Annotated in this window: 15 protein-coding genes and 3 pseudogenes; 6 read left to right on the forward strand and 12 right to left on the reverse strand. The window is 67.3% G+C overall.

The annotated features are described in order from the left end of the window. Positions 1–678 precede the first annotated feature (678 nt). On the forward strand, positions 679–1,335 hold the full coding sequence (locus tag ACWDX6_RS30230) for a hypothetical protein (protein WP_451488063.1): 657 nt from the start codon (positions 679–681) through the stop codon (positions 1,333–1,335). A 391-nt stretch (positions 1,336–1,726) separates the two neighbouring features. Here ACWDX6_RS30230 and ACWDX6_RS30235 read toward each other — a convergent pair whose 3' ends face one another. The 10 genes and pseudogenes from ACWDX6_RS30235 to ACWDX6_RS30280 all read right to left on the reverse strand — a co-directional run bounded on the left by ACWDX6_RS30235 (position 1,727) and on the right by ACWDX6_RS30280 (position 10,446). After that, the gene (locus tag ACWDX6_RS30235; protein ID WP_073819409.1) at positions 1,727–2,101 is read right to left on the reverse strand and encodes a DUF6009 family protein; all 375 of its coding nucleotides are present in this window, start codon (positions 2,099–2,101) and stop codon (positions 1,727–1,729) included. A 206-nt stretch (positions 2,102–2,307) separates the two neighbouring features. Further along, a pseudogene (locus ACWDX6_RS30240) lies at positions 2,308–3,296 on the reverse strand (DNA primase family protein); the annotation flags it as partial. Positions 3,297–3,594: 298 nt separating this feature from the next. Then, positions 3,595–4,326: a hypothetical protein gene (locus ACWDX6_RS30245; RefSeq protein WP_451488064.1), complete on the reverse strand. Its 732-nt coding sequence runs from the start codon at positions 4,324–4,326 to the stop codon at positions 3,595–3,597. After that, a complete protein-coding gene (locus ACWDX6_RS30250) occupies positions 4,323–4,520 on the reverse strand; it encodes a hypothetical protein (protein WP_451488065.1) in 198 nt (65 codons plus the stop codon). The genes ACWDX6_RS30245 and ACWDX6_RS30250 overlap by 4 nt, the downstream gene beginning before the upstream one ends. A 496-nt stretch (positions 4,521–5,016) precedes the next feature. After that, a pseudogene (locus ACWDX6_RS30255) lies at positions 5,017–5,121 on the reverse strand (telomere-protecting terminal protein Tpg); the annotation flags it as partial. Positions 5,122–5,443: 322 nt separating this feature from the next. Continuing rightward, complete coding sequence (gene cas6e, locus ACWDX6_RS30260) at positions 5,444–6,169, reverse strand: type I-E CRISPR-associated protein Cas6/Cse3/CasE (RefSeq protein ID WP_451488066.1); 726 nt, start codon at positions 6,167–6,169, stop codon at positions 5,444–5,446. Continuing rightward, positions 6,151–6,987, reverse strand: coding sequence for a type I-E CRISPR-associated protein Cas5/CasD (cas5e, locus tag ACWDX6_RS30265; protein WP_451488067.1), 837 nt, complete (start codon positions 6,985–6,987; stop codon positions 6,151–6,153). Before cas5e ends, cas6e begins: the two co-directional genes overlap by 19 nt. Further along, positions 6,984–8,369: a type I-E CRISPR-associated protein Cas7/Cse4/CasC gene (locus ACWDX6_RS30270; RefSeq protein WP_451488068.1), complete on the reverse strand. Its 1,386-nt coding sequence runs from the start codon at positions 8,367–8,369 to the stop codon at positions 6,984–6,986. The genes cas5e and ACWDX6_RS30270 overlap by 4 nt, the downstream gene beginning before the upstream one ends. Next, positions 8,366–8,896 (reverse strand): type I-E CRISPR-associated protein Cse2/CasB, encoded by a 531-nt coding sequence (gene casB, locus ACWDX6_RS30275; RefSeq protein WP_451488069.1) that lies wholly within the window; start codon positions 8,894–8,896, stop codon positions 8,366–8,368. Before casB ends, ACWDX6_RS30270 begins: the two co-directional genes overlap by 4 nt. Further along, positions 8,893–10,446 (reverse strand): type I-E CRISPR-associated protein Cse1/CasA, encoded by a 1,554-nt coding sequence (locus ACWDX6_RS30280; protein ID WP_451488070.1) that lies wholly within the window; start codon positions 10,444–10,446, stop codon positions 8,893–8,895. The genes casB and ACWDX6_RS30280 overlap by 4 nt, the downstream gene beginning before the upstream one ends. A 98-nt stretch (positions 10,447–10,544) precedes the next feature. Between ACWDX6_RS30280 and cas3 the strand changes: the two genes are divergently transcribed. Together cas3 and ACWDX6_RS30290 are read left to right on the forward strand one after the other, a co-directional pair. After that, positions 10,545–13,487 (forward strand): CRISPR-associated helicase Cas3', encoded by a 2,943-nt coding sequence (cas3, locus tag ACWDX6_RS30285; protein ID WP_451488071.1) that lies wholly within the window; start codon positions 10,545–10,547, stop codon positions 13,485–13,487. 2,350 nt (positions 13,488–15,837) lie between these two features. Beyond that, positions 15,838–16,131, forward strand: a complete 294-nt coding sequence (locus tag ACWDX6_RS30290; RefSeq protein ID WP_451488072.1) for a hypothetical protein — start codon at positions 15,838–15,840, stop codon at positions 16,129–16,131. Between the two features lie 7 nt (positions 16,132–16,138). On the opposite strand, the pseudogene ACWDX6_RS30295 reads toward ACWDX6_RS30290, so the two are convergent. Next, a pseudogene (locus ACWDX6_RS30295) lies at positions 16,139–16,716 on the reverse strand (IS5 family transposase); the annotation flags it as partial. 173 nt (positions 16,717–16,889) lie between these two features. On the opposite strand from ACWDX6_RS30295, the gene ACWDX6_RS30300 reads away from it, so the two are divergent. From ACWDX6_RS30300 to ACWDX6_RS30310, 3 genes are all read left to right on the forward strand, one after another. Beyond that, the gene (locus ACWDX6_RS30300) at positions 16,890–17,348 is read left to right on the forward strand and encodes a hypothetical protein (protein ID WP_451488073.1); all 459 of its coding nucleotides are present in this window, start codon (positions 16,890–16,892) and stop codon (positions 17,346–17,348) included. A gap of 126 nt (positions 17,349–17,474) precedes the next feature. After that, positions 17,475–17,714, forward strand: a complete 240-nt coding sequence (locus ACWDX6_RS30305; protein ID WP_451488074.1) for an antitoxin MazE7 — start codon at positions 17,475–17,477, stop codon at positions 17,712–17,714. A 4-nt stretch (positions 17,715–17,718) separates the two neighbouring features. Then, on the forward strand, positions 17,719–18,096 hold the full coding sequence (locus tag ACWDX6_RS30310; RefSeq protein ID WP_451488075.1) for a toxin Doc: 378 nt from the start codon (positions 17,719–17,721) through the stop codon (positions 18,094–18,096). 828 nt (positions 18,097–18,924) lie between these two features. On the opposite strand, the gene ACWDX6_RS30315 is transcribed toward ACWDX6_RS30310, so the two are convergent. Next, entirely contained in the window at positions 18,925–19,275 is a 351-nt protein-coding gene (locus ACWDX6_RS30315) for a hypothetical protein (protein WP_451488076.1), read from the reverse strand. Positions 19,276–19,450 lie beyond the last annotated feature (175 nt).

Raw genomic sequence — 19,450 nt, forward strand, 5'->3', positions numbered from 1 at the left:
GCTCTGCGTCGCGAAAGACGTCGAGCTTCTCTTTCTCTGATGTCCGCGAAGCCGGGGCAGGCCCTCATGCTCCCGCAGTTACGGGACAGCCCTTAATGTCTTCGGATATTCGATGTATCTTGGTGCTGTTGAGTCGCAATAATCAGGCAATCTGGATGAGTCTGGACGTCAGCCCATGGAAAGTTCTTGGGCTGCCGAGATTGCGAGGACGTGAAACTGCTCGCGTGATGGGTTGGCTTACATCCAGTAATCCTGTGGTTCGATGGGACGGCTCACTTACACCGTGAATTCCGTGGTCTGGTCGGGGGCTCGCATTCCCCTGGTCGGGCCACGAAGTGAGACGGAACAGCCCCGCCGGAACTTGCTTCCGGTGGGCTGTCGTTGCGTTCGACGGCAACGTCAACGGACGACGGGTGCGGAGGGCGGATCGTCGGGGTCGTTGTCCGTCGGGCTGAGGGCGGTGCCAAGGGCCGTCCGTTCAGTGGCGTCAGTGGCTCGCCTCTCCCGAAGCCGAGCTGCTGAGCATCGCGGACGTCCTCGGTCACGAGATCGAGGGATGTACCCTCACCACGGCGCAGGCCGCGATCCTCGACGGGACCCCGAACGCGCTCGCGGCCGACCGGGTGCCTGGTCATTGCGGCAATCGCTCATGTCTGGGCGCCATGGGTGACCTCTTGGTTGGCCATCCATGTTCTGACCCGGTCGACCCCGGCCACGGGCAAGGTCCGGTGTCGCTACCGGACGGAGCTGGGCCGGAGAATCGGCCAGGTGCTCTCCGTCGAACCGACAGTGATCACCACCGCAGACCGCGAGACGCATGCCGAGGACTGGCGGGTCGTCGCTCTTGGAGCCGACGGGCGGGCCCGCAGGACCATCGACCCCAGAGGGAAGGGCGTCAAGCGCTGCGGCGACTCTTTGGACACCTCCGCCAACGCCCAGGCTTGCCGGGAGGCCGTCGTCTGCGGGGGACTCGTGCTCCTGGGCGGCACCGACCGCGTCGGCGCCTACGATCTCGGCACCAGCAAACTCGTCCGGGGCGTGAAGTCGGAGGGCACCTCACACCGCTACTTCCCCCTGCGCCCCGGACCGGGAAAGACCGCGTCCGTCTACCAGGTGGGCACGTCCAACCGTCCCGGACGCATCATGCAGATCGGCCCGGGCAGCGCAGACTCGGTCCAGGACATACTGAAACTTCCCGCCTCCACCGCGGCGGTCGAGTTCGAAATCGTCGTCGGGGAGAACGCCTACGTGGGCGACCGGCTCGTGCTCATGCCCGCGAACCTGGACGGCAACGACGCCCAGCACGAACCTCGCATGCTCTCCTTCGCCCCCTGACCCCAACACGGAACATAGAAACCAGTCCGCCATGTCACCCTGGACGCCGGACGCCGACGGGCGTGCACCGCACAAGCTGTCCACAGAGCCGGACCGAACGCCCCTCAGGAGGAAGACGGAGGTCACGCCGGCGCGGCGGCGGCAATCGCGCTCGAAATCCCTCCGCCGGTAAGGTCGATGGAGACGTATGCGATGAGGAGGACCTGGCGGCGCCACACGGTCTGGGCGGCCGGGACCCAGCATCGCTCGTCGACCGGCGCCCCGAAAGCCGCCCATCCGCGGGCGTTGCAGGAGCCTGACCAGGCAAGGGATGGTTCAACTTGCTCGGTCATCGCCTGAATGGCGCTGATCAATCGCTTCTGCGCTCGCCAAAGGGGCTGAAGGGACCGACTCACGCAACTGGCGTCGCGGATCCACGCTGCGATCGGGCGGTCTTACTACCGACGTGACCCGGCTGGATCGTGCGAGGGTCGACTGCTTCCCCGGGCGCTCCTGCCCGGTACAGGCCATCGGGCTCGGCGTCACGGTCGTGAGGCAACAGGTAGAAGACACGTCTCTTTTGAAGTCCGCTGTCTGGGTCTGCCTCTGCTGCGTCGCTCAGCTCAGCAAAGCCGATCATGCGCCCGTCTCGGTGGTAGCGAGGCTTGCCTCGCCGGCGCGGGGTCTTGTCCAGGGCTTGGCGGACGTAGTCGAGCTCCTCGGGGTCTTCCAGCCACACCACGTTGTCCTCGTGGGTGAGATCGCTTGCCGTCAGTAGCGAACTCATGGCTTGGGTCCCTCCTCGGTCATGTTGGCCATCAGCGGGCCCGGGTTCCTCCACGCCGCGTTCGGCGCCGATGTCGATATGCGGCGGGCCCCTGTGGGGCTCGGCGCCTTAGTGGCTCGGCTCATTTTTGTCCATGGTATGCGTGTCGGTCACTTCGCGGGAGCATGCGTCCTGGCGTCATGTAAGGCTTACCCGTCTGCTTCGCGTCAGGTTGGCTCGTCGTCGGCCATGAGGGCGAGCCCGGGATAGAATTTCTGCCCGTTTGACCGCAGCATTTCGCTGGGCGAGGCGACGCCCACCTCGGCTCTGATGCGGGTGGCGAAGGCACGGGTGGTAGCGGGGCGCAGGCCCTCTCCGTCCTGGCACCAAGCGCTGTACGCGCGGTAGAGCGCCCTTGCTCGACTCTAAGGTCGCGCGGTTCTTCGAGGTTGCCGGTGGTGATGCAGCATTCGGCGAGGAAGCGCCCAATGTGGTCCTCGGTGGTGGCGTAGGCCTGGGTGGCCGTGCGGACGACGCTGGGGCCGGTAAGGGGCGGTTTGGTGGTGAGGTATGCCGTGGCGCCTTGAATCATCCAGTGGAGGATGCCGGGACCTTCGTCGTGGACGAGGATCTCCGCGAGGTTGTCGATCTTTCGGTGGTCGGGCACGACCCTCTCGAAGGGGATGAGGCGGATCCGGCGCCAGAAGGCGTGACCGCCGGTTCCGACTTCGGGCCGGTGGTTGCCGAGGAGCCACAGTTTGTGCGTGGGCTCGAAGCTGAAGAAGTCCTGGCGCATGCGTCGGGCTTTGAGGCGGTCGCCACCGGTGAGGAGTTTCACGCGGGCCTCGTCGAACTTGTCGTGGGGCTTGAGTTCGCTGCAGACGAAGAGTCGGCGTCCGTGGAGCTCTGTCAGTTCTGTGGAGTGCTCGTTGAACTTTCCGCGTTCCATCAGGAAGCCGGGAGGCGCGACGTCGGCGTAGTCACCGAGGATCTTGATGACGACGTCGAGGAGTGCGGATTTGCCGTTGGCACCGACGCCGTAGAGGAAGGGGAGGACTTGGCCGCCGACGTCTCCGGTGATCGAGTAGCCGAGGAGGAGATGAAGAAAGTTGATCATCTCCTTGCCCTTGTCGTCGTCGCCGAAGGTCTGGACGAGGAAGCTCTGGAAGCGCGGGGTGGGCATTGCTTCGGGCGCGAGGTAGGTGGCCCTCGAGTGTGGAACGTACCGCTTCGAGCTGTCCTGCTGCTGGCACGAGGAAGAGTGGACGAAGGCCGTGGCCGAGAACTCAGCGCTCGTGCGGGACTTCGTCGACCAGGAGCTCAGAACCGTGCAGTCAAACACAGTGGTGCCGACCCCGCGCGCTGCGGCCGCCACGGCAGCGCGCGTGACGCACCTGCGATGGCGAGCGAGCCTCGGACCAATCGTTCCGGTGTGACTGAGCGCTTCAGTTGTCCAGTTGAGCGTGGCGTCGGGCCGTCCACTGCGCAGCTCCGCCAACCCAGATGCCGTCGCGTTACCCGACGTTGAGGTCCTGATCCCAGTCCTCGATGGTGCAGTCGCTGGTGTGCACCTGCGCCGGGTCATCGGCGAGGCCCCAGTCGGCCACGAAGGAAAACGTTCCGCTGACCATAGCGTCGCCTTGCAGGTCGTCCATCCCGACTCCGTCGGAGCTGCTGCGGACCACGGACGCTGCGAAGCCTGCTTCGAAGGCACCCTGGAAGGTGAACTCGACTTGCCCGGCGTAGCGTAGGAAGTTGAGAGAGTCGATGTTGAGGGTGATGAAGTCGCTGGTGGGCGGCCCGGCGGTGATCGGGGCACCCGTCTCCGTCTCCATGGACTCGAACCCGGCTGTGACGCGGCTGCGGATCTCCTGGATGAGCTGCACTACCGGATCTTGGAGGACATCCTCCAGTTCGGCGTCGCACAGTTCCTCCAGGAGTGCGATCGTAAGCCGTCCTCGTTCGTCCAGTGCCACGTCGATGCGCTGCCACAGCCCATCTTCGTCGTCGATGCATACCTCGGCCTCCCGGAACGACCGGTAGTTGCCGATGCCTTGGTCTGTCATCGCCAGGACCTGGACGACCGCGGGGGCGGTGTCCAGGAACTCACGCCGGATGTCGGGTTGGCTGAGATCGGCGGTGGCGGCCTCAAGCAGGTGGGTGGCCACCTTGCCCGACCTGCCGAAGTTCATGACTCGTTTGATCACGGCAGGGCGGCGCTTCTCCGCGCCGGCCAGATAGTTCATCGTGACGCCGGCTTGGCGTGTGGAGTTCTCTTGCCCTCCACTCCGTTGCACGGGCGGCAGATCGGGGCGAGGTTCCGCGGGTCCTGGAGGTCGAAATCGGCCCGTAGGCCGTAGGCCGTCTTGAGCCGTGCCAGGTCCGCATCAGTGACGTTCTTGGGGATGATGTGGTCGATCTCGGAGGCGCTGAACTCCAAGGGCTTAGTACACCAGTAGCACCTCGAATCCCACGCTTCCCACAAGGCCAGACGTAGAACTCTGTTGGCCTGGCCTGCCCGGTAGCGGACGACGGTGGCTGTCGTATGTCCCATGCTCTTCCCCCCCAGCAGGCACCAGCTGCGTGAGGAACCGTTGTACCGCAGGTCGTACGGACGCGCCGACCAGTTCGGCGAACGGGAAGATGGAGTCGGGGCGCGCCGGGGGCAAGTTCCCACGCAGGCCGGGTGGTCCCGCGACGGGACGGCGGTAGGGGCCTGGAGTTTCAGAAGAGCACTGGCCGGAGACTCTTCCGTCAGTGACTCAGGCAGAACGAATTGCCTCTCTGCCAACAGATGAAGCCACTCCTCGACGCCTACGCCGAGGAGCTCAGCCACGACATCGACTCGGAATACTCAACCGGCCAACCCGCACGCTCACTGGCCAACTGAAGCGCTCAGTCACATCCGGGCTCTCGGCTGTTCCGGGTGCGCGCTGCTACAGGTCGAACTCGAGGTGCTGGATGTCCGTGAAGTGGACCTCCTCCAGGGAGCCGGCGCGGCGGCCGCCGTCCTGGAAGTAGACCTCTTTGAGTCCTTCGGCCGTGCGGGGAGCAGCCGGACCGGATCCTGGGCACCCTGGAAGGGGAGGGACCATCCCCGCTCGCGCGGGGAGCAGGCGCTGCCGACGACCGCGACCGGCAACGCGATGGAGCCATCCCCGCGGGTCGCGAGCCATGGTCGTGGCGACCGTCGACACGGTCGCCGGACCATCGCCGCGGATGCGGAGCAAGACCGACTGAGCGACGGCGACGGGCCCAGTTCAGGGTTCATCCCTGCGGAGGGCAACAGAACTAGCCCCAACTGCCTCGTGTGTCAGCTGATTCATTCTGTGTACGCAGGGATCAGTCGAACGATGGGCAGGGTCAGTTCGTCGTTGGTCTGGTGAGGATGAGGCCACAGGAGTAGGCGCGGGCACGGCCGAGTCCGGTGGCCAGAGTCTTGTTGAAAGTGGCCGGGTTGGTGACGGTAAGAGTGCCGCGGATTTCGGCACGGTTGATCTTGAGCCCCTTGTGGTGATCGGACTCGACTGGCGGGAGTATCCGGATGGCGAGAGTGTCGCGGTCGGCGTCGGCGCCGATGCGCTCGATACCGCGGTTTGTGGTGACTGTGGTGCCTTCAGGGTGGAGGCGTTCTTCGAACCAGCGTCGTACGTGGTCTGGCCTGACGTGTGGGACTCGCTTTGATCGCCCGGCGGGATTTTTCGTGTCGGGGCGTGCCCTCACGGGGTTGACGATCGTGCGGAAGGTGAACCGGTCTCCGGTGTTGATGGACTGGTCGACGTTGCGTACGTCTACGGAGTGGCGCAGCGCGCTGCGGGGGATGCCGGTCCAGTCGGGACGGACGCGGGACTGGACGACGATGAGCAGGGTGTCGGTCTTGAGGTCGGCGGACCAGGTGGACAGGACGCCGACTTGGGCTCGGGCGTCCGGAGCGCCATCGGGCACCCAGCCTTTGAAGCCGCCCATGACGATGCGGTGCATGTGCTGTGCGTCCGTGAGGGCGGGCGCTGTGAAGGCGTGCTGGAGGTCGAGCTGGATGATGCTGTGGCAAGTGATCAGACGGGTTGTAGTCACGGGATGATGTCCCATTCGATGGTCGGCTCAGGAGTAAGCCGGGTTCGGGTTTCCCACCTGGGGGCGTGGGTGCGGTGTTCGGGATGGAAAGTGACGGGCTGGTCGCGGGTCTGTGCGGCGCCGGGGGTGCCAGGGCTGGTTTCGATCCAGGCCCAGGGCCGGTCAGTGGTGGCGTTGGGCAGGAGAGCGGTGGCGTTCAGGACTGTGTCGAGGCTTCCGGGGTGGACGCCGCCGGAAATCGTGCCGGTGGGGGGACAGGACTTCCGGCCGAGCCATAGGAGCCGGGCGGGGTGTTCGAGGGCGTGGCTGATGCTGTCGAGGAGGGCTAGGTCGGGGTGCTCGACGGCGGTGACGAAGGCGGCGTCTGAGAGATACCAGCGGGTGGTCATCATGGCGTCACGGGTGGTGTTGCCTGCGATGAGGGTGCCGAGGGCGGGGTCGGGGGCGATCTCTTTGGGTGCGCCGTACCAGTTGGTGATGGCGTGGGTGGGCAGGTGACCGAAGGTCGGACCGGTGGCCTGGTCGAGTTGAGGGGCGGCTTTGGCGGCGCGCCTGTGGTCGGTGATGAGGTCCCGGGGTCGGAGGGGGTAGGTTCCGCCGCCGACGATGTGGAAGTCGCGGGCGGCGATTCCGGGCCGGTCTGCGCGGGCGGCGAACCGGAGGTTGGTGAGGGGGCCGAGGTCGTGGGTGCGGTCGTGTCCGAGGGCGGCGGCGATGAGGCCGATCACTGCGGATTTCGTGGGCCTGGGCAGGGTGTCGCGGCGGTCGAAGCGGGCGAGGGCCCCCCAGGACTGCAGGGGGCCGGCCAGGCGCATGAGGAGGACGGCGGTCATGGGCCGGTCAGCTCCTCGGCGCTGTCGGCCTCGGTGCCGGGCAGTGTGCCAGCGGTGATGTGGTTGTCGATGAGCTCTTGGACGTCGAGGTCGTAGGTGAGGATGCGGGCGGGAGAGATGTCGGTGCGCTTGCGCAGGACGAGGGTGTGCTGCTTGAGGAGGCGTTCGGTGGCCGCGAGGGAGGCGGGGCCGTCGGTGGTCTCGTCGATCGGCCTTTCGAAGGCTCCGGCGTAGTTGAAGGGGCGGGCACCGGTGAAGGCCATGACGAGTTTGGGGAGTACGCCGGTGGAGGCGGTGGTGTTCTTCTTGGCGTGGGGGACGGCGTTGGCGAACGCCTCAACGAACTCGCGTTCGGCGGCGTCGGCGGCGGTTTCGGCCTGGTCGGGCTTCATGCCGGCGGCGAGCAGGTTCATGCGAATCTTGTAGCGGTCGAGGACGGCGTGGCGATAGAAGGTGCCGGTGATGAGGGACTGGTAGCCGGTCATGCCAGCGCCGGCGTCGTTGGCGGCGTCGAGGAAGTCGAGGGCGTGTTCCTTGCGGTGGAGTTTGGCGTCGTCGGCGGCGGCGTAGAAGTCGTCGATGTGTTCGGCGGCGTGGACGGTGAAGGCGTGTCCGGTCTGGATTGCGCCGTCTACGTTGGGAGAGTCGGCGATCTCGGCGAGGAAGCGGCCGTACAGGGCGATGTCGATGGCGTCGCGTGGGGCGAGTGCTGTCAGAACGGCCTCACGGATCTGCTTGGGTAGCTGCGGCAGGCTCTCGCTGTCGTCGACGCTGGCTTCGTTGCTGTCTTCGGGTGCGGGTGTGCCTTCCTTCTTCGCCTTGCGGGCGGCGGCGGCCTTCGCCTTCTTCGCGGCGTCGGCTGTTGCTGCGGCGTCTTTGGCCTTGTTGTAGTCGTTGGCCCAGGGGCCTACCGCGTCCTGGTGCTTGTGGACGTAGGCGGCGATGGCCTGGCCTGCGTCCTCGGGTGCGAAGAGGAGTACCTGCGTCAGATTGCGGGTGTTGGGCTTGGTGCCGAACTTGAGGCCGATGCCCTCCAGGAGCGCTTTCGCGGTGTTCAGTGCCTGCGGCTTGTCCCATTCGTGCCGTTCGGTCAGCGCTGCCGCGGTGAGCTTGGCCCACTCCCGGGTGCGGATGCCCATGGTGTATCCGGCCAGGGGGCCTTGACCGCCGTTGGCGCGCTCGCGGCTGTAGGTGCGTTCCGCGCGGCGCCGGGATTGGGACGTGATCATTGTGCGGAGGTCGCCGCCGTAGACGAACGCCTTGGGCATGCCGTTCTCGTCGCGGACGGGAAGGGCTGCGGTGAACGTTTCGAGAAGGTGGAGAGAGAGGTACTGGTCGCCGGTCAGCAGGTCGGAGGCGGTGGCGTGGGTGAGAGCGGTCACTTCGGATTCCTGTTCGTGTAGGAGGGGGTGAAGAAGGACTTGCCCCAGGCGTCGGCGACGGGCCGGCCGCGCTGTTTCCAGCGGGCGAGGTCCGCGAGCAGGAGTTCCCAGGCTGGTGGTGCGGTGCTGCATGAGCGGGCCCGGTCGATGGCGTGCTGCAGGTGCCGGGCGGGGATTTCGCGGGAGGCGGTGATGAGGGTCAGCAGCCGCTTGGCGCCGGGGTCCTCGGGGCCGCGGGTGGCACCGCTGCCGATGCGGCGGAGTGCGGTCCCCACGTCGCCGAACCCGAGGGTTGGGGTGATGGCGCCGGCGTGGTAGCGGGCGAAGAGGAAGGCGGTGAGCTGGTAGCAGGGCTCCTCGTCGGGGGCGGGAGCGAAAGCGGCGGCCCTGTAGTGGGGTTCGGTGCGTTGTGCCGGGTTGGGGCGGCGGAGCGCGGCGAGAGCGCCGACGTTGCGGGAGCGGACGAGTCCGGTGAGCCATCCGGTGAGCTGGGCGCCTGGCGATCGGACGGTGGCGGTTTCGGTCATGCGGCGGCTTCCTTCAGCTGGGCTGGTGCACTGGTGTGGTTGAGGAGGTTCTCCAGACGGTTTTGCGCGGTGACGCGGGCTTGCAGCCCGCTGCCTCCGCCGGTGAGGCTGGTGAGGCGGCCGTTGAGGCTGTCAATGGCCAGGGCGCGGGTGGCGCGACCGAACTCGGCGAGGGCCTCCGCTGTGTTTCCGCTGGCGGCAACCTGGTCCAGCAGGATGTGGAACAGGTCGGCGGCTCCGGCCCACATCTCCGGCTCGCCGTTGAAACGGGCGAGCTGGGTCTTCTTGTCGTCCGGTTTGGGGTTCGGGTAGGCGATGTCCCGGGCATTCGCCGCGGCGAGGTACAGGGCGCGGGCGGCGTACTCGCAGATGGTCGAGCCTTGTTCGGCGGCGCTTCTCAGCTGGGTTTCGCGGCCGGGCACGTAGGGGAATTCGTCGGATACCCAGGTGATCGGCTTGCCCTGGGTGGAGAGCAGGCCCACGGTCCACAGGTGGATGCGGCGGCCGTGCAGCATGGCGATGCGGCCGTACAGGTCGGTGCCCTTGTCGCGTTCGGCGACGGCCGCGTACAGGGCTTCGGATTCCCGCCACAGGTCCCGGGTGGGGGATGGGCCTAGCAGGCGCTTCCCACCGGGTCCGTCGTGGGTGACGGCATCTTGCAGGTATTCGGCCGCGAGTGGGGTGAGGGTTTCACCTGCTCCGATCAGGACCCTGTCGACGCCGGGACTTCCGTCCGGTAGGCGGGCGGGTCGTAGGGCGATTGAGCGGCCAAGGATTGTGTGGAGGTCGGCGGGCCCTTGCGGAGTGCGGGCTTGGCGGGGTCCTGGCTGGGAAAAGTCGCGGCGCATGGGGAAGTCCTGCTGCCAGGACAGGTTGAGAGGTCCGGGTTCGTGCGGCCACGGTGCGGTGTTTACCCGCAGGAGGTCGCCGAGGGTGGCGCCGTCCCAGGCGGGGCGGGCGATGATGCGCAGTCGTTGCGCGAGCCGGTTCGTGCCCAGGTTCGTGAACGTTCCGGGCAGGCCCATGGCGCTTGCCTTGATCCTCCCGCGCATGCCGATGGCGAAGGTGTGTTGGACGAGCATGGCGCGCCATGCGGCGTCGGCGGGGACGGGCTCGGGGTGGTGCAGGTGATGGTGGTCGAAAAATTGGTTGTAGTCGCCGACGCGCTCCATGAAGAGCTGGGCGGGACCGACACCGTATGTATCGAGATGCGGCAACAGGACGGCGTTCTGACCGAGGGGCTGTTCCGCGTCGAACAGGTCCCAGCAGCCGGGATGGTTCTCGATCCAGTCGGCGACATGGGTGAGCGGGGTGCGGCTTTCGACCCAGGTCCGCCACTCGTCCGGGGTTTCGGGGTACTGGTCGGCGGCGTAGATCAGGCCAAGGAGCCATTCGAGCAGGGCGGCCGTTTCGCCGGGGGTGTCGCCGTAGACGGCGGCGATCTGGTCGCAGCGCCGGAAGGTGTCGGACAGGTTGAGCTTGGTCCGTTGCTGGTCAGGGCCGATTGTCAGTGCCGGGATGCACTCTTGGTTGCGCGGTTCCCACCGCATCGTTGTCCGCCTCCTCTCCATGAGATGGGTACATGCACAGAAGGCATGGACTCTGTTCGTGTGAGACTGACGGCCAGGACAGTATCGGACGGAGCGGGATGCTGACTGACAAACAACTCAATTGCTACAAGAGGCATTTGTATATCTGGGCGAAGACAGATCGGTCGGGTGCGAGCCGTCGAGCGCAAGGGCCTGCGTGGAACCCGCTCCTCGCGCACGTGCTCGACGTCGCGGCATGCGCAGGGGAGCTGTGGGACCGCTACCTGCCTGCCACCATCCGCGCCAGGCTCACCGAGGCATTCGGTGGCGGGGACTCCGGCACCGCGCGCCGGGTGGTGATGCTGCTGGCCGGACTGCACGACCTTGGCAAGGGCTCAGGCTGCTTCCTCCGCCAGTTCGGCACCGGCGCGTGGGACGGCGCTTACCTGCGGCAAGCCCGTACGCTGTGGGAGGAACAGGCCCGTGCCGCCGGGCTGCCCCTCGGCGAGCGGCTCGACGACGAAACCGCCGTACGGCACGAGCACGTCACCGCCGTCCATCTGCCCCGCATCCTCGGATGCACTTGCCCCGTCTGCGGCGGAGGAGACGCCCGGCACAACGGCTTGCATACAACGGCTGCGCTCCTCGGCGGACATCACGGGCACATCCCTGACCCCGACACCATCGAGCGCGCTGCAATGGCCGCCGACATCAACGCCTGGCTACCGGTCTATACCGAGCTCGCCCAGGACGCCGCTGACCTCATCGGCATCGACCTCACTCGCCTGCCGACACTCATCCAGCCCGAACGCCCCAGCGCGCTGCCGCTGTTTACCGGCCTGGTGATCCTCGCCGACTGGATCGCCAGCGACGAAAACCACTTCACCTACCGAACCCACACCGCCAGCCTCCGTAGCTGGTGGCACTCCTCCCGCGCGCAGGCCCGTGACGCCGCCGACCGGCTGGGTCTCGACGCCTGGCAGCCCAAGCCCGCCGGTTGGTCCGACCTATACCCGGGCACCAGGCCCCGCAGCTTCCAGGTCGCCGCCATCGCGGCCATGCCCGCCGACGGCTCGGCTCTCATCATCGTCGAATCCGACACCGGCTCAGGCAAGACGCGCCTGGCTCTGTGGTGTGCACACCACCTTGCTGTCACCTGCGGCTACCAGGGCGTCTACATGGCGATGCCGACTCGGGCTGCCACCAACCAGACCGCCCGCGAATTCGCCGCGTTCATCACCCGTGCCCTTGGCCACCAGGGGCCTGCGAACCTTGCCGTCGTCCACGGCACCGCTGAGGCCACAGACTTCGTCCACGACCTCCTCGACGCCGGGCGGGCACCCGGACAGGACGCGTTCGACGGGCTTGAAGACTTCATCGCCGCCACCCTGCCCGACGCCGGCGCGAAGGAAGCACGCGCCGTCCTCAGCCCGTGGTACCTGCGGCGCTGCCTCGGCCTGATCGCCCCGTTCGCAGTCGGCACCATCGACCAAGTGGTCCTTGCCACCCAGCCCAGCCGCCACTGGATGCTGCGCCTATTGGGCCTTGCCGCCAAGACGGTCATCATCGACGAGGCACACGCCTACGAGCTGTACCAACAAGGCCTGCTCGCGGCCGTCCTGCAGTGGCTCGCCGATGCCGGCTCGTCCGTCGTCGTGTTGTCCGCCACGCTGCCCGCCACCGCTCGCAGCGCGCTCATCGAAGCGTGGTGTACAGGGCACCGCGTCAGCTCGGAAGACACCGGACAGTCCGGCCCCATCACTATCGTGAACGGGCACGGCATCATCACCCGCACCAAGCCCAAGAACAAGCCCCCGAAGCTCCGCACGAGCATCGACTTCCAGCCCGACCCCGGCGGGGCGGCACTCGCCGACCACATCATGAGCGAGGCACGCGGCGCAGGTATCACCGTCGTCCTGCGCAACCGCGTGGCCACCGCCACAGACCTGTATGCCGCCGCCATAGACCGGGCGGCCGCCAACGGCTGGCGACCGGAAGAGATCATCCTCCTCCACGGCCGCACCCTGCCACGGTTCCGGCTCCCCCTCGAGGAACGCCTCAAACGTCTCCTCGGCCCTGGCCAAGAACGCGACCATCCCAACCCCGACCGGCCCCGCCGGCTCCTCGTCATCGCCACGCAGGTCGTCGAGCAGTCCCTCGACATCGATTTCGACCACATCTACACCGACCTCGCACCGATCGACCTCCTCATCCAACGCCGCGGCCGCGTCCACCGGCACGCCGTGAACGACCCGTTTCGGCCTGTCTGGGCGCACAAGCCTCGCATGACGGTCCTCATCCAGCCCGGCCCTGCCGGCCTTCCTCTCGTCGAGCCACCTGCCCCAGAACAAGGCCGACCCTCGGGGAACCTCGACGGCTACGTGTACGCCCCCTACGCCATGGCCGCGACGTGGCACGCCCTGAACCAGCGGACCCGCCTGGACGGCACAATCCGAATCACCACCCCGAAGCACACCACCCCTCTGATCGAGTCCGTCTACGGTCCCCGCCAGCACGCAGCTGGCGCTCTTGGGGAACTCTTCGATCGGACCTGGGCGGAATGGCAGCATCGTCTCGCCGGCGAAGAAGCCGAGTACACCGTTCGCGCGTTCAAGCCCTTCACCCGCCACGGCCGCCTCACGGGGGTCGCCAGTCTCGCTTCAGGACGCAGCCACGGCGACGGAGACAACCGCGGCCTGACCGGCATCAAGGCAGTGTCCCGACTCGGCGATCCATCCATTGAAGCCATCGCCTTGTACCAACAGTCCGATGGCACGCTCACCTACGACCCGGCCGGACGGGACCGTGCCGACCTCGCCCGCCGCGACCCCGATACCCCGGCCCGTCGTCAGCAGCAGAAGGACCTCCTGCTGAACACCGCGGCCATCCCCGCGCACTGGTTCACCGGGCGGAATGCGCTGCCCCAGCCGGAAACTTGGCCGACACACCCCGCTCCCGCGTTGAAAGACGCAAACGTCGCCCTATTTGCCCCTGTCAGCGGCACCTGCATCAGCGGGCCGATCGGCCTCGTCCACGACCACATCACAGGGCTGTCCAGGTGAACAAGAAATCGGGCCAGTACGCCCGCACGCTCCTGCCGCTATCGTGTCTCACCTCCCGCCGTCCGGGAAATAGGTCAAGAGTTCATACATTCTGACCTTCAGCCCCACATCAGTGGGGATAACGTGCCGCCCGCCCACGCACTTCAGGGGCAGGCCAAGCGCTCCCCGCAGCCGCGCGGGTGTTCCCTGCAGCCTGAACAACCTGGCCCGGCTGCCCGCCTGCTCCCCGCAGCCGCGGGGATGGTCCCGGACACCCGCTGACACCCGAGATGTGCGAGGCCTGCTCCCCTCGCCCGCGGGGATGTCCCTCGGCGCGGCGACGCCGTCTCGAGCCTTGCTGGCTTCTCCCCGTACCGCGGGGATGTCCCCTGCACCAGGTCCTTCCGTACCTGGCTCTCCGTCTGCTCCCGGCACCCGAGGGGGATGTCCCCTGGACGATGGTCGTCAGTGCGTGCGAGGCGTCGTGCTCCTCGCGCCCGCGGGAATGTCCCCTATCGCCCCGCGATCCTGTCGCAGGGCTACGACTGCTCCCCGCACCCCCGGGGATGTCCCCCACTTGTTGCTCAGGTACAGGTCATAGCCGTCCTGCTCCCCGCACCCGCGGGGAAGTCCCCGACCCACGGTCGACCGGCCTGATGAAGGGTCTCCCGGCGCCCGCGGGGATGTCCCCGTCAACGAATTGACCCGCGCGGACGTCTGCTCCCCGCACACGCGGGGATGTCCCCGTGCCCGCGGGGGTGGCGAGACCGAAGCCGACCTGCTCCCTGCACCCGCGGGGATGTCCCCTACTACGGCCTCACCGACCCGGACCACACGAACCGCTCCCCGCACACGCAGGGATGTCCCCGGCGCGATTTCGTACGACACGGTGTACGCAGTCTGCTCCCCGCATCCGCGGGGGATGGTCCCTCGATCCCGAAGAACCAGCGAGGCCAGCGAACTGCTCCTCGCATCCGCGGGATGGTCCCTCGATCCGGGGCCGCTCCGGCGTGACGTCGGACTGCTCGAGGTTGGGGCCAGAGTGGCGTAGGAGAAGGGGCTCGTCCGATATGCCGAGTTCTGTGAAAGTGGTTCAGAAGCAGCCCGGCCTGGAGTGAACCCGCAGGCCACGAAGACTGCTCCCCGCATCCGCGGGGATGGTCCCCTGTTCGGTGCGCCCGTCCTGGTTGAGCGTGACTGCTCCCGGCATCCGCGGGGATGGTCCCTGTCCCGGGCCGAGGAAGCCGTCCACGCCGCCCTGCTCCCCGCATCCGCGGGGATGGTCCCTTCATCATCCGGCACCTGTACACGTAGGGCATCTGCTCCCCGCATCCGCAGGGATGGTCCCCCGGGTGGGCTCCGCAGCGAGCAAGCCGGTGGCTGCTCCCCACATCCGCGGGGATGGTCCCGTCGCGGCCGAGCGGACCGGGCCGTCGGGGTCCTGCTCCCCGCACCCGCGGGGATGGTCCCGTGACCGTGACCGGGGTGCCCGGGTGCGGGCCCTGCTCCCCGCACCCGCGGGCGAGGTCCCGTCGCGGCCGAGCGGACCGGGCCGTCGGGGTCCTGCTGCCCGCACCCGCGCGGGGATGGTCCCAACGCCTTCAGGCCGTCCTGGACTTCCCGGCACTGCTCCCTGCATCCGCGGGGATGGTCCCGCCTCGTCGGCGGAGTCGGCCAGGCCGGTGCGCTGCTCCCCGCATCCGCGGGGATGGTCCCTCGAACACGATGTCGCCGATCTCGACGTTCGGCTGCTCCCCCCATCCGCGGGGGTGATCCCAGGCGCCGGGCCCATGTCTCGACGTAGCGGTCTTGCTCTCCGCACGCGCGGGGATGGTCCGCACGCCGGATCGCCGTCCGACAAGCCCTGGAATTGCTCCCTGGACCCGCGGGGATGGTCCCGAACTCTTCGACTTCTCCACCGTCTCCTGGCCCGCTTGTCTAGAACGGTATTATTTGGCCCCCTGTGATGGCTTCGTCTGGCGCCGGTAGGAACGGTTTGAACTCAGTTGGCTTCCGGGAGGGCCCTGCAACGCGGCCGGGTTGGTGACCCACGGCCGACTCGTCTAGAGCCTGTCTCTCAGATCCGTCTGTGGCATCGTCATGCTCGTGATCGAGTCCTGGTTGGTTCGGCGATTTCTAGGGCCAGCACCGCATGGCGCAGGGGGAAGGCATGGTTCACAGTCCATTCGACGTTTCTTTGGCGCACGGCCAGAGCATGCAATGGAAGCTCGGCGGGTCTGGGTGGGCCACCTGGTCATGGTCAGTGAACGCTGCGGAACAGAAGGTGCACGCCTCCTATGTAGGACCCGAGGTCCTGGCCGCGTTCATGAACGGTGTCCGGGATCCACTCCGTGGGTGCAGTGCGACCTTCGTGACGTTCTTCGACGAGCCAAGCGGGACGAGAGTCTTCTTCAACCAGGCAGAGAGGGAGGTCTTCGTTCAGATCGTGGAGTTCGCGGACTTGAACGAGCCGTCGTCCTGGTGGTCGGACGCGAAACTGGTCTGGGCAGGTCGGCTACCAACAGAGGCATTTGTCGGGGCTTTCATGGCCATGATTGAGGAGCTTCTCTCCGAACACGGGACAGACGGGTACCTGAAGCGCTGGGGGTATGAGTTCCCCGTCTTGGAATGGGAGACGCTCCAGGCAGCGCACAGCTCCCGCTGACCCGCACCTATGCTCGCGTCCAGATCAAGATGGCTGCGAGGTGGAGTGCGCCCTCGTAGGCGATCGCGAGCTTGTCGGTTCGCATGGCCAGGCCGCGCACTTGCTTGAGGCGGTTGATGCATCGCTCGACCGCGTTGCGCTGCTTGTACGTCTCGGCGTCGAAAGCGGGCGGTCGGCCGCCGGCCCTGCCGCGACGAAGGCGGTGACCGACCTGGTCGGCGGGCTGAGGGATGACGGCACGTATTCCGCGTCGGCGAAGGTGGTTCCTGATCGCGCGGGATGAATACGGGCAGTCGGCCAGGACGGCATCCGGTCGGCTCCTCGGTCTTCCAGGCCCACGTCGCGGAACGCGAATGTCGGCCATGACGGCCTCAAAGGCCGGTGCGTCACCTGCCTGACCCGCGGTGACGCGGACGGCCAGCGGCCGCGCATGGCTGTCGCTGGCAAGGTGGCCTTTCGTGCTCAGTCCGCCTCGGGAGCGTCCCAGCGCGTGGTCTTCGGGTTCGGCCTGGTCTGGAGCCCCTTTTTCCTGGCTCCGGCAGCGTGCTGGTGGGCTCGCCAGACGGTGGAGTCCACCGACACGGTGGTTTTGTTCACTTCTGGCAGCAGATGTTCACCACTCCGGGAGGCGCCCCGTCCGGGCCGTGGTTGATGTTCACGAGAACGGGAGGCACCTCGTGTACCCGTCCGCCGGCCAGGGTGAGGAACAGCCGATGGTGCGACGATCTCTGTCAGGCCCACAGGGCAGACTGGCGCTCATGACGGAAGCCGGGCTCGACGCCGCCGCCCGCTCCCTGCGGGGCTGGCTCAATCGACAGCAGTTCAGTGACCTGTCTGCCTCCAAGGTGACTGCCTTCTTCACCGACTCGGTGGCTGACTGGGCGACCGACCAGGGATATGAAGTCCACCGGGAGGTAGAGCTGCCCACCGCCACTCGGCAGAACCGGACCGGGCGCCTCGACCTGCAACTGCGGCACCGTTCGGGTAAGGGACGGCTGATCAGCATCGAGGTGGATCGGGGTACGAAGGAGTGGTCCCTCGAAAAGCTCGTCCAAGCCGCCGAGCTTGGCCACCTGGCGCTATGGCTTCGGTGGAGCCGCACCCCAGTCACTCTGCCGATCCCGCCCACGGTCCGGCTCATCCGGGCTCACGTGCTCAGGCGCACGACGCTCACGCGGGCGAAGGTGTACTCGCTCCGGCCGGACAACTGCGGGTAGCAGGTCGGTTCGCACCCGGCGGCGCCATAGGTGCTGAGGCGGACCGACCGCGGGAGAGGGGAGTCATCTCCGACGAGCCGGGGCGAAGGGTATACCGCACGGCATACCTGCGGGCATACTCGATTTATGGACGACACCACTGTCAAGATCGACAAGGAAACAGCGGACCGTCTCCGGGCTCTCGCTGGCGAGCGACCGTTGAAGCACTACCTCGCCGACCTCGCCAAGCGGGAAGAGAACGACCGCGCTCTCGACACCGCGACGGCCGCCTTCCGCCGTGCCATCGGCGCGCCCGGGATCATGGAACGGTTCGACGCCGACTTCGGGGGGCTTCCGCCGGCCAAGCGTGAGACGCGGGTGGCCTGAGCCTGTGGAACTGCTCGTCGATCACCGATGGCTCCTGGACCGCCAGGAGGAGATCCTCCGCAGTGACCTCACCGTCAACGATCTCTCGGTGCTGGCCGGCATGGCTGCCCGCCACCGGGTGAACACCCCGCACCTCGACCAGGCCGACCCGGACGCCTTCTGGCGAGCCGCGGTGCTTCTGGAGGAGTGCGTACTCCTGCGCCCGCTGCCCGCCCGGAACGAGCTCTACGGCTATGGCGTCGCCATCGCGTACCTGGAAGCCTCCGGCCACCGCGTGGACACCACGTACGAGCCGTGGCGCGACCTGATCAACGACATCCGGGCCCTACGCCTGGACTCCTACGACATCGCCGATCGCCTGAGATCTTGGCGCACCTCGTAGATCACCGCCGGGTGCTGGACGCCGACCGGCATCTGCCACCATCCGGGCGGCGTGTCTGATGAACACAGTGCTCCCCGCACGCGCGGGGATGGTCCCACCGGCGGCCGGATGACCAACTCGGCGGCCGGCTGCTCCCCGCACCGTCGGGATGGTCCCAAGTGGTTCGGGTTACATCGGGGACCCGAACTGCTCCCCGCACCGGCGGGGATGGTCCCAGGCGCCGGTAGCGGTGGCGGTGGCGGACCGGAACGACCTGCTCCCCGCACGCGCGGGGATGGTCCCCCGAAGAACGTGCCGGGCATGTTCCGGCGCAACTGCTTCCCGCACGCGCGGGGATGGTCCCGCGTACCGACCGGCGGCGCGGGAACGCGGCCGCTGCTCCCCGCGCCTGGTGGGGGTCGTCGCCACGCCGCTTTGCTCACCTCAATGCGAGCTCAACCTGGTTGCACCTAGGTTGGGGCCAGAGTGGCGTAGGGGAAGGACTTGTCCGGTATGCCGAGTTCTGTGAAAGTGGTTCAGAAGCAGCCCGGCCAGCAGTGAACCTGCAGGTCACGAAGACTGCTCCCCGCACACGCGGGGATGGTCCCAGATCGAAGCGGCACGAGGCATGACTCCTCCTCTGCTCCCCGCACACGCGGGGATGGTCCCGACCACTACCACGACGACCTGTGTCACTGCCGCTGCTCCCCGCACCCGCGGGGGGGGATGTCCCCGACAGGGCGACGATGTCGAGCAGGTCGGCGATCTGCTCCCGGCACACGCGGGGACCGTGCCGGTCTCCTCATCGCGGGCATCTTCCTGTGGTCCGCCCGCTGAAGAACAGGCAGCTCACGATCGAAGGCACTCTCCCTGTGGATCGAAGCAGACAAGGCCGTGCTCGCGGGCCAGTGCAGCGGCGAACTCGGATACTTCCTCGGCTTGGCCGTAGGACATGAGCAGGTACACGATCGGGCCCGATGCCTCGTCGATCACCGGGGGCGACGCCCACACGACACCGTGGTCGACGTCGTCCGGGTATCGCGCAACGAGGGCTTCCACATAGGCCACGATGCGCGGCGCCGGAGGCACGGCGACATCGTCCGACTCCAGGTAACGCTCGTAGAGCTCGTCATACGTCGAGCTCGCAGCACGGTTGTCGAATGGACGGTCGCCGTCCCACACAGCAAGGTCGTAGCTCACAGGCGCATCGTCGCAGGCAACACTGTCGCCGCCATCAGCAGGTCCTGCGATTTCTCTGACAGTGATCCGTAAGAGAGCTCCTAGTGACCTGAGTCGGAGATTCGTCGGCAGTAGGCGGCGACTTTGTCGAGGATCTCGTCGGCTGTCTTCGTCCAGACGAAGGGTCTGGGGTGCT

Source organism: Streptomyces sp. NPDC003027, from assembly GCF_053591435.1.

Excerpts from the sequence above, each read along its gene's own strand:
- ACWDX6_RS30235 (WP_073819409.1), bottom strand. The coding sequence starts at position 2,101 with ATGAGTTCGCTACTGACGGCAAGCGATCTCACCCACGAGGACAACGTG.
- ACWDX6_RS30245 (WP_451488064.1), bottom strand. The coding sequence starts at position 4,326 with ATGAACTATCTGGCCGGCGCGGAGAAGCGCCGCCCTGCCGTGATCAAA.
- cas6e (WP_451488066.1), bottom strand. The coding sequence starts at position 6,169 with ATGGGACATCATCCCGTGACTACAACCCGTCTGATCACTTGCCACAGC.
- cas5e (WP_451488067.1), bottom strand. The coding sequence starts at position 6,987 with ATGACCGCCGTCCTCCTCATGCGCCTGGCCGGCCCCCTGCAGTCCTGG.
- casB (WP_451488069.1), bottom strand. The coding sequence starts at position 8,896 with ATGACCGAAACCGCCACCGTCCGATCGCCAGGCGCCCAGCTCACCGGA.
- ACWDX6_RS30280 (WP_451488070.1), bottom strand. The coding sequence starts at position 10,446 with ATGCGGTGGGAACCGCGCAACCAAGAGTGCATCCCGGCACTGACAATC.
- cas3 (WP_451488071.1), top strand. The coding sequence starts at position 10,545 with ATGCTGACTGACAAACAACTCAATTGCTACAAGAGGCATTTGTATATC.
- ACWDX6_RS30300 (WP_451488073.1), top strand. The coding sequence starts at position 16,890 with ATGACGGAAGCCGGGCTCGACGCCGCCGCCCGCTCCCTGCGGGGCTGG.
- ACWDX6_RS30305 (WP_451488074.1), top strand. The coding sequence starts at position 17,475 with ATGGACGACACCACTGTCAAGATCGACAAGGAAACAGCGGACCGTCTC.